Origin of the sequence: Pseudomonas sp. NPDC089996 (assembly GCF_044748405.1) — a bacterium.
GTDB lineage: Bacteria > Pseudomonadota > Gammaproteobacteria > Pseudomonadales > Pseudomonadaceae > Aquipseudomonas.
In genome coordinates this window covers 85,322-94,297 of the sequence record NZ_JBIVGA010000018.1, presented here as the reverse complement: position 1 = coordinate 94,297, position 8,976 = coordinate 85,322, and the positions used below count along the sequence as shown (strand labels likewise).

The following is an 8,976-nucleotide window of genomic DNA, read 5'->3' as shown; positions in this document are numbered from 1 at the left end:
GGCCGGCGGCAGTTGGGGCTCGATGGCCATCCCGCGCATCGGCCAGGACGTGATCGTCCAGTACGTCAACGGTGACCCCGACCAGCCGATCATCACCGGGCGTACTTACTGCGGTAACCAGCTGCCGCCGTACGACCTGCCGGAACACAAGACCCGCATGACCATCAAGAGCCAGACACACAAGGGCGATGGCTTCAACGAGCTGCGTTTCGAGGATGAGCTGGGCCGGCAAGAGGTGTTCATCCATGCCGAGCGGGACCAGAACAATGTGGTCAAGCACGACGAAACCACCCGTGTCGGGCGTAACCGCGTCGAGCAGGTGGGCAATGACGAACAGCTGAAAGTGGGTAATGACCTGCTCCAGGAAACCGGGCGCGACCGTACGCTTCGGGTCGGGCGTAGCAGCCAGGTTGACATCGGCAAGGACCTGATCGAGCAAGTCGAAAATGACCATCGTGAAACCACAGGTGCCAATCACCATGTCGCCATCGGTGGGCACAGCGAGTTGCACATCAAAGGGCGACGACTGATCAACGTCGGCGCAGGTGTGAACAAGCAAACCACCGTCTATCAACTGCAGGCCAGTGAGCGCATCGAGTTCAGAAGCCCCGGCGGCAGCATCGTGCTGGATCAGCAAGGTATCACCCTGAACGGCCTGACACTCACGTTGCTCGGTCCGACCAAAGCGGCCACAGAGGGATCGGGAAACACGCTGACCCTGGATCTGCTCGCCAATGACAGCGATGGGTGCGAGGAAAAAGGCCGATGAACAGTAAAGCCTTGGTCGAACTCATCATCGAGCAACACCGCCCCGAGCAGTACAGTTATGTGCTGCTGGACCCGCTGGCAGTCCCGGAAGCCAGCGAGCACTCATTATTCGCAAGCCTGAAATCGGTAGTGGGCGACAGTGCGATGACACGCGTGGTTCGGCCTGACCTACCCCATTCTGCCGGATCGCATCCCGTGCTCGTGTGCCTGGGCTCACCCGGCAGCGTGCCTGACGCGGCGCTGTTGGCGCTGACGGCACAAGCTGCAGAACACGACCTGCATCGTCGCAAGCGCCAGGTCTGCGGCTGGCTGCTCAGTGAAGCGGCGCCCCCTGCCATTGCAGCCCACCTGACCGCGCTGTGTCGTTTTCCCGAAGCATCCGGAGCGACGTCGTTTCACCCCGTTTACGAGCCGCTGCGCCTGGAGCTGCTGGTCGCGCTGTACGAGCGTGCAGAACAGGGACCGTGGTGGCCGATCGAGCGCTGGGTGTTCGTGACCAGTGGCGGCAGCCTGGCGAGCCTGAAAGGTCAGCGCCATAACCGGCGTGGTTTGCCTGCGGGCGCCATCAGTGTCCAGCAGGACGCTGCGCTGATCGAGGCCGTGTTAGCCGCCTGGAGGACATTGCCTGCGTTTCCCGGTGCCCGCGAGATCCCACCATTTGCTGCCGTGCGGGCATCCAACCATCTCGATGACGCGCGCGGGCTTGGCCTGAAGGTCGAGCAGGACATCCTGGTAATGACCCTTCACCTGCTACGGCTGCACCCGCGCCTGCATACCCAGAAAGCCGTACGCGACATGATCGACATGGCCATCCGTCAGCCACGGCCTCTCGCCGAGATGTTCGCGCATTTTACCGATTCGAGCTGGCAACGCCTGGTTGCAGCCACTCCCCAGCCAGAGGCTCACCCATGAGCATCACTCAAGACATTGCCAATGCAGTCGCCGAAGTCGACTTCCTCCTGAGCCCCTGCAAAGCCTGCCAGCGCCAGGGCCTGCCCATCCTCCCCCTGCGCCACGCCGTGGTCCCCGATACCCGACCCGGCAGCGACCCCGTCACGCAAACCCGCATGGGCCTGCGCACCTTGCGCAGCGGCTACCTCTACGTGCTGCTCGACCAGCGCATCTGGCATGCCTACGAAGTCACTGCTCAAGGTCACCTGCGTCGCTTCGATCCCTACGAACCGAATCCAGGGCCGCCACCGTCCCTGCCCGAGTACTGCGTGCATGAGGATCACGACATCCCCTCGTCCTTCCTCAACATCGACACCGACACTTACGGCTCGGCCTGGCTGGCGTTTTCCAGCGATCCCTGGCCAATCAGCGTGCTGCAGGCCTACAAAAGCGGCCGGGGCCCCGCGCACCGCTTCGAGGGCCTGGACCTGATCCAGGCGCGCAACAATCCTGAGCTGCTGGGCCTGGCCATGACCCCGGACAATCTTCAGGTTGACCGTCAGGTATTCGAATATGCCCAGCAGCTTAACGGTCCGTTCGACAGCGCTCATGGTTTTCACAGCCGGTTCCTGCGCAAGACCGCCCTGCGCGGGTACCTGACCAACGCCATCGCCCAGCACAAGCTGGAGAACGGTGTGCTCGCGGTGGTGATCAACGACACGGTCGGCCTGATCCAGGAATATAACCACCAGCGCCTGAACTGGGTGGTCAAACGCCAGGCCTGGCGCGAGGACCCGCTGCGTGCCTACCAGCTGCAGACCTCGCAGATTCTGCAGATCATCCGCGCTACCCAGCGCGAGTGGGCGGCGCAGGAAGTGCCGACGGTCGAGCCACAGATCAGAGACAGGCTACCGGTGTTCAACGATCCCGAGGTGGTACGACAGCGTGTGGTCGAGAAGCGTCAGCTTAAAAGTGATGAGAACTTGGAGGAGCGCTATGACGAACCCCGGCGCGCGGCGTTCCAAGCGGAGTATGAACAAGAGGAAGCCCGCTTCCAGGGCTTCATCGACCGGCATGCCAGCACCTATGCGAAGCTCTGCGAGAGCGCGGCCTTCGCCCTCATCGAGCGGCACGACTACGACGGCCGGGACCGTGAATCGGGTATCGCTTACAGCAAGACCATGGCCGCCTGTCTGACAGGCGGGATCACCGAAGCTGTACGACCAGGTGCGGAGCCATCCCCGCCAGCCCCCCATACCAGCGAAGCGCTGTGGCTGAAATGGCTACAAGACCCGAACAGCCCACCCTATCGCGCCCTGCTGCTGCGCGACGGGCCCTTGATGGCAGCGCTACTGCCAAGCTTCTCGGCGACCGAGCCGACCAGCTGGAATGACAGCGAAAAGCTCTACAACGTCTTGAGCAGTTTCATCGCCAGTGATGACATTGGCTTCAAACTGCGTGACTCGCTCAAGCAGGCCATCACCGAACTGCAGGGCGCGGTAAACGCCGCCAGTCTGCGCCTTCAAGTGCAGCTCGACCCCGGCATTCAGCAGGCTGTGCGGCACCTGAACAGTGCCAGCCAGCGGGTTTACAACGGTGTGCACCTCATCGAACTGCAGGTGCAGATGAAGCTGGGTGAGTACTACGCCCTGCAAAGCGCGCACCTGCGTGAACTGCAGAACGGCGCCAGCGAGAAACTGGCCAAGGCGCGGGAAGGCATGATGTTGTCCCTCGACGAACTGCAAGCTGGCGTGGAGAACGGAGCGCGCAAGGTCAAACCGATCATCCAGACCGGGCTGCTGAGCCTTGCCGTGCTCGACCCGAAGGTCGCGCATCAGGTGATCCCGGTCAGCGTCTGGGTCGAAGGCACGGCGTATGAACTGCATGAGCGGTTGGCCAGAGAAGTGAAGCTGAACGTCAACCAGCTGAATGACGCCTCGAAGATGGCGTTGGTGGACATCAAGGTGGCTGCGGGGACGCTGGAACTGGAGGCGCGGAAGTCATTGAATGGCATGAAGATCAGTGCGGGCCAAGCATCGCAGTTGGTACGCGACAGTTTCACTGGACTACGAGGAACGGGAAAAGGCTGGGAGTTGCTGGTTTCGTTGGGTGGGCTTTACTTGATGAGCGACAGCCTTGAAAAGAATCTCAAGAAAGCGGAGGAAGAAATCGGCTCGAAGTCGAATGAGGCCATGATGGCACTTTACGGATCGAGTTTAGGTGTCCTTGGCGGAGGAGCTGAACTCCTGGGTTTATTGATGCCGCACAGAGCGAGCATAGGAAGTAAATTCTCCATTGGTCGCGCAATTGTGAAAACCGGGGCAGTCATCGGTGCCGTCACTGGTCTATTTGACGCAACCCAGGCATTGCTCGCAATGAGGCGTAGCAACACGTCCGGCGACGAAACCTCATTCAAATGGTACAGGCGCACTTTCGTTGTGGGAATATTCAGCACTGCCTTCTCAACCGCCGCCGTATTCTACCCAATCATGATGGGCCCTTTAGGTATCGCCATAATTCTTGGCTTTTCCACATACATCCTGATGAAAAAAGCCGCGGATAACGAGTCGACACCTTTGGAGCGGTGGGCTAGGCGCTGTTATTTCGGCCACGCCAACGAATCACCACCCATTCATTGGAACTCGCCCAATCACGCGGACATCGCAATTTCCGAATTGAACGCTTGCACACTGGGCCTCAACAGCGGACTAGAATTCGAAACCTTCAGAGCAGACCACGCAACAAGCTCCAAAATAGGCGGCCTTGTCAACCTTGAAACCAAAACAACACTGAAATTCAGAATCATGCTTCCTCAATTCACAGAAAGCGCCTCCAGTTACCATTGGGCTCTAATAGTTCATCGCTCAGACGACGGAAACCCACCAAATCACACAGGAGGTGAAGTCATTGCAAGCCAACAGCATTTCGTTCCCTCCCAGACCACAGCAACCTCAGGGTACGCATCGCTACAGCCCTCGAAACGTCCAAGCATTCCAGACTACCTGGCAAACACCATTGAAATAACAAACATCAACCAAAAGCCCACGCAACCATACGACACCCACGTATTAAAAATCATCTCTGGAAGTGTAGAGCTCGCTCCTGATATTGGAAGACACAACATTGTGTCTGCCACCCTTGTTGCAGCTTACTGGCCAAACCGAAATATTCCATCCGCGGTCGCAGAAGTTAAAAATCAGGAGGCAAAACAATGAGCCTTCCACATCGCGGACTTGGCTGGAAATATGACCTGCCCTCTCCAGATGACCCTGCTTTTCCGCAATCAATTTCCAATCAATTAGACCCACCCCCAAATCAAGTTAGTCAAAGCCACCTGGAAATCCCCAGACGCATACTGAAGCTCAGGGGATACTGGATCGCCATCGGGCCAATTTTAATTTTACTGGCCACCTTGGAAACAGTATTCGAACTATTTTATGACTTCAGCGGAACACCTGAACTCAATATCGCTCTTGCGAGCGTAACATTGACCCTATTCATAGCCTCGATTTTCCTAGTCACTCCCTACATTCGTTTTGAGTTAGAACTTCCACGCGACCAGCCAATTCGTTTCAATAGGCACCGCCGAAAAGTCTATTTCTACCAGTATCGAATGGATCGATATCGCCCATTCGGCCGTAAGAACTGGGGAGTTAAACCCGTTGCCTACGACTGGGAGAATCTAACTGCCGAGGTTTATCGATTTTATGCGCCCATGGGTTATGGCGGCATAAAGGAAGAAGTCCGAATTTCTGTGAGCAAGCCCGGAGCCGACGAGATAATTGATCGTTTTTTCTTTACCGACGATATCAAAAAAGGCGAACAGTATTGGAATATAGCAAGGCTGTTCATGCACCAAGGTTCAGAAGCTCTCCCCAGCTTCATCAACCCACCCTGGGACTGGAACGAGGGCATTCACTCCAACCCTTTTGATCAACTTGCCCCCAAAGTCCAATGGCCAGCCGAAATGGACCTGGAGTCCCGCACCGCCCCCGCCCCAGGAGAACGACCATGAAACCTGTAGTGCTCGTCGGCCACTCCCACACCTGCCCGATCCACGGAAAAAGCGTCGTGGAAACCGGCAGTCCCAACTACACCTTCAACGGCAAGGCCGTGGCCAGGGTCTGTGACCGGACTAGTTGCGGGGCAGTAATCGTCAGCGGCTCTACGGCCTACCAGATCGGAGGCAAGGCCGTGGCTCGCCAGGGTGATCGTACCGACCATGGTGGGTATCTGGAGGAAGGCGATGCTAGCTGGCTACTTGAATGATCTGCCTGGCCACACATAAAGGGGGCCGCGCCGCGGCCCTCTCGCGACACAAGGCCGCTCCTACAACGGGACGCGATTTCCTGTAGGAGCGGCCTTGTGTCGCGAAAGGGGCGCAAAGCGCCCCCAGCGATTTATCAGGCCACCGCCAGCTCCACCGTCCCGCCATTCAACCGCACCGGCCACACCCGCAACCGCTGCCCGGCATCCTCCAGGCACGCCCCGCTCTGCAGGCTGAAGTGCTGCTTGTACAAGGGCGCCGCCACCACCAGTTCCCCCTGCAAGCTACCCACCAGCCCACGCCCGATGATGTTGGCCCCGGACCGCGGGTCGCGGTTGTCCAGCGCATACAGGCTCTGCTCCAGCCCGGGCAGGTAGAACAACGCCACCTGCGCCCCGTCATGCCACACGACCACGCCGGAATCGGCCACCAGGTCATCGGCCTGGCACACCGCCTGCCAGTTCACTTGGGTTTTCACAGCAGCATTGGACAGGTTCATCAGACAGCCTCCTCGACGGTTGGGATCAGGTGCAGTGGTGCAGCCGGCCGGCGTTGTTCGCGTTCGCGCACGAAGTGCACGTCCGGGTCGGCGCGCCGGTCGTTGACGAAGGTGCGGAAGCGCTTGAGCTTCTCGGGGTCGTTGAGGGCGTTGGCCCACTCGCATTCATACTGGTCGACCACATGCTGCATCTGCGCCTCCAGCTCGGCCGCCAGGCCCAGGCTGTCGTCGAGGATCACCTGCTTGAGGTAGTCCAGTCCGCCTTCCAGGCTTTCGCGCCAGACCGAGGTGCGCTGCAGCTTGTCGGCCGTGCGGATGTAGAACATCAATACGCGGTCGATCAGGCGCACCAGGGTGTCGTCGTCCAGGTCGGTGGCGAACAGCTCGGCGTGGCGCGGGCGCATGCCGCCGTTGCCGCAGACGTACAGGTTCCAGCCCTTGTCGGTAGCGATCACGCCAATGTCCTTGCTCTGCGCCTCGGCGCACTCGCGAGTGCAGCCGGAGACGGCGAACTTGAGCTTGTGCGGGCTGCGCAGGCCCTTGTAGCGGTCTTCAAGGCGCAGGGCCATGCCGACGCTGTCCTGCACGCCATAACGGCACCAAGTGCTGCCCACGCACGACTTCACGGTACGGGTCGACTTGCCGTAGGCGTGGCCGGTCTCGAAGCCGGCTTCGATCAGCTCGCCCCAGATCAGCGGCAGTTCGTGCAGCTGGGCGCCGAACAGGTCGATGCGCTGGCCGCCGGTGATCTTGGTGTAGAGGTCGTATTTTTTTGCCACCTGGCCGATCACGATCAGCTTGTCCGGGGTGATCTCGCCGCCCGGGATGCGCGGCACCACCGAGTAGGTGCCGTTCTTCTGCATGTTGGCCATGAAGGTGTCGTTGGTGTCCTGCAGCGGCACCAGCGCCGGGTCCATGATCGGCTGGTTCCAGCACGAGGCGAGGATCGAGCCCACCGCCGGCTTGCAGATGTCGCAACCGACATGGCCCTTGCCGTGGCGTTCGAGCAGCTCGCTGAAGGTACGGATGCCCTCGACCCGCACCAGCCCGTAGAGCTCCTGGCGGGTGTAGGCGAAGTGTTCGCACAGGCTCTTGTCGACGGTCACGCCGCGGGCCGTGAGCTCATGCTCGAACACCTGCTTGAGCAGTGCCGCGCAACCGCCACAGCCGGTGGCGGCCTTGGTGCAGCCCTTGACCGCAGCGAGATCGCCGCAGCCATTGTCGATGGCCGCACACACCGCGCCCTTGCTGACGTTGTGGCACGAGCAGATGGTCGCGCTGTCGGGCAGCGCGTCGGCGCCGAGTGCAGGAGCACCGCCACTCTGCGGCAGGATCAGCGCTGCCGGATCAGCCGGCAAGGCAATGCCGTTCTGGGCGTACTGCAGCAGGGTGTCGTAGTAGCTGTTATCGCCCACCAGCACCGCACCGAGCACGTGCTTGCCGCTGGCATCCACCACCAGCCGGCGGTAGGCACTGTTGGCCTCGTCGATGAAGCGGTAGCTGCGCGAACCCGGTGTGGCACCGTGGGCATCGCCGATGGAGCCGACATCCACGCCCAGCAGCTTGAGCTTGGTCGACATGTCGGCACCGGTGAATGCGCTGGCGGCTTCGCCCATCAGCAGTGCTGCCAGGTTGCGGGCCATGCTGTAGCCCGGGGCGACCAGGCCGAACACGCTGCCGTTCCACGAGGCGCATTCGCCGATGGCGAAGATGCGCGGGTCGCTGCTGCGGCAATGGTTGTCGATCACCACGCCACCGCGTGCGGCGATCTCCAGGCCGCAGGCACGGCCCAGGGCGTCTTGCGGGCGGATGCCGGCAGAGAACACGATCAGGTCGGTTTCCAGGTGGTCGCCGCCGTCGAAGTTCATGCGGTAGCGGTAGGCTTCGCCGCCACTGATCGACTGGGTGGCGCGCGACAGGTGCACGCCCACACCCAGCGCTTCGATCTGCGCCTTGAGCGCCGCGCCGCCCTCGCCATCCAGCTGCACCGGCATCAGGCGCGGGGCGAACTCCACCACGTGCGCCTCAAGCCCGAGGGACTTCAACGCATTGGCGGCTTCCAGGCCGAGCAGGCCGCCACCGACCACTACGCCACGGCGCGCCTGGCTGGCAGCGGTGCGAATGGCATCGAGATCATCGAGGGTGCGGTAGACCAGGCGGGCATCGCCGCTGGAGCCTTCGATCGGCGGCACGAACGGATAGGAGCCGGTGGCCAGTACCAGTTGGTCGTAGCCGTAACGCCCCTTGGCAGTCACCACTTCGCAGCGCTCACGGTCGATTTCCAGTACCGCTTCGCCCAGGTGCAGGTGCACGCCGTTGTTGCCGTAATAGTCGTGTCCGCACAGGGCCAAGGTCTCGGCACAGCTGCCGCCGAAATACTCCGACAGGTGCACGCGGTCGTAGGCACGCTGGCGCTCTTCGCCGAACACGTGCAGCTCGAAGCGCTCCAGGGCGCCGCGTTCGACCAGTTGCTCCACGCAATGGTGGCCGACCATGCCGTTGCCGACGATGACCAGTCGCTCTCGTTGCCCGCTCGCTGTTGCCTTCATAA

General features: G+C 61.0%; 7 protein-coding genes. 5 read left to right on the top strand and 2 right to left on the bottom strand.

Annotated features, from left to right (window positions below):
• The 5 genes from ACIPW4_RS24390 to ACIPW4_RS24370 form a co-directional block, all read left to right on the top strand.
• On the top strand, window positions 1-769 hold a 769-nt coding region (locus ACIPW4_RS24390), incomplete at its 5' end, for a type VI secretion system Vgr family protein (protein ID WP_400662443.1).
• The gene (locus ACIPW4_RS24385; protein ID WP_400662441.1) at window positions 766-1,680 is read left to right on the top strand and encodes a hypothetical protein; all 915 of its coding nucleotides are present in this window, start codon (window positions 766-768) and stop codon (window positions 1,678-1,680) included. The genes ACIPW4_RS24390 and ACIPW4_RS24385, both read left to right, overlap by 4 nt.
• Entirely contained in the window at window positions 1,677-4,874 is a 3,198-nt protein-coding gene (locus ACIPW4_RS24380; protein ID WP_400662439.1) for a T6SS effector BTH_I2691 family protein, read from the top strand. The genes ACIPW4_RS24385 and ACIPW4_RS24380 overlap by 4 nt, the downstream gene beginning before the upstream one ends.
• Window positions 4,871-5,674 carry a DUF6708 domain-containing protein gene (locus ACIPW4_RS24375; RefSeq protein ID WP_400662436.1) on the top strand — a complete coding sequence of 268 codons (804 nt, stop codon included), beginning with the start codon at window positions 4,871-4,873 and terminating at the stop codon, window positions 5,672-5,674. The genes ACIPW4_RS24380 and ACIPW4_RS24375 overlap by 4 nt, the downstream gene beginning before the upstream one ends.
• Window positions 5,671-5,928 carry a PAAR domain-containing protein gene (locus tag ACIPW4_RS24370; protein WP_400662434.1) on the top strand — a complete coding sequence of 86 codons (258 nt, stop codon included), beginning with the start codon at window positions 5,671-5,673 and terminating at the stop codon, window positions 5,926-5,928. Before ACIPW4_RS24375 ends, ACIPW4_RS24370 begins: the two co-directional genes overlap by 4 nt.
• A gap of 134 nt (window positions 5,929-6,062) precedes the next feature.
• Here the strand turns inward: ACIPW4_RS24370 and nirD are convergent, their stop codons facing one another.
• A complete protein-coding gene (gene nirD, locus ACIPW4_RS24365; protein ID WP_400662431.1) occupies window positions 6,063-6,425 on the bottom strand; it encodes a nitrite reductase small subunit NirD in 363 nt (120 codons plus the stop codon).
• Window positions 6,425-8,974: a nitrite reductase large subunit NirB gene (gene nirB / locus ACIPW4_RS24360; RefSeq protein ID WP_400662428.1), complete on the bottom strand. Its 2,550-nt coding sequence runs from the start codon at window positions 8,972-8,974 to the stop codon at window positions 6,425-6,427. Before nirB ends, nirD begins: the two co-directional genes overlap by 1 nt.
• Window positions 8,975-8,976 lie beyond the last annotated feature (2 nt).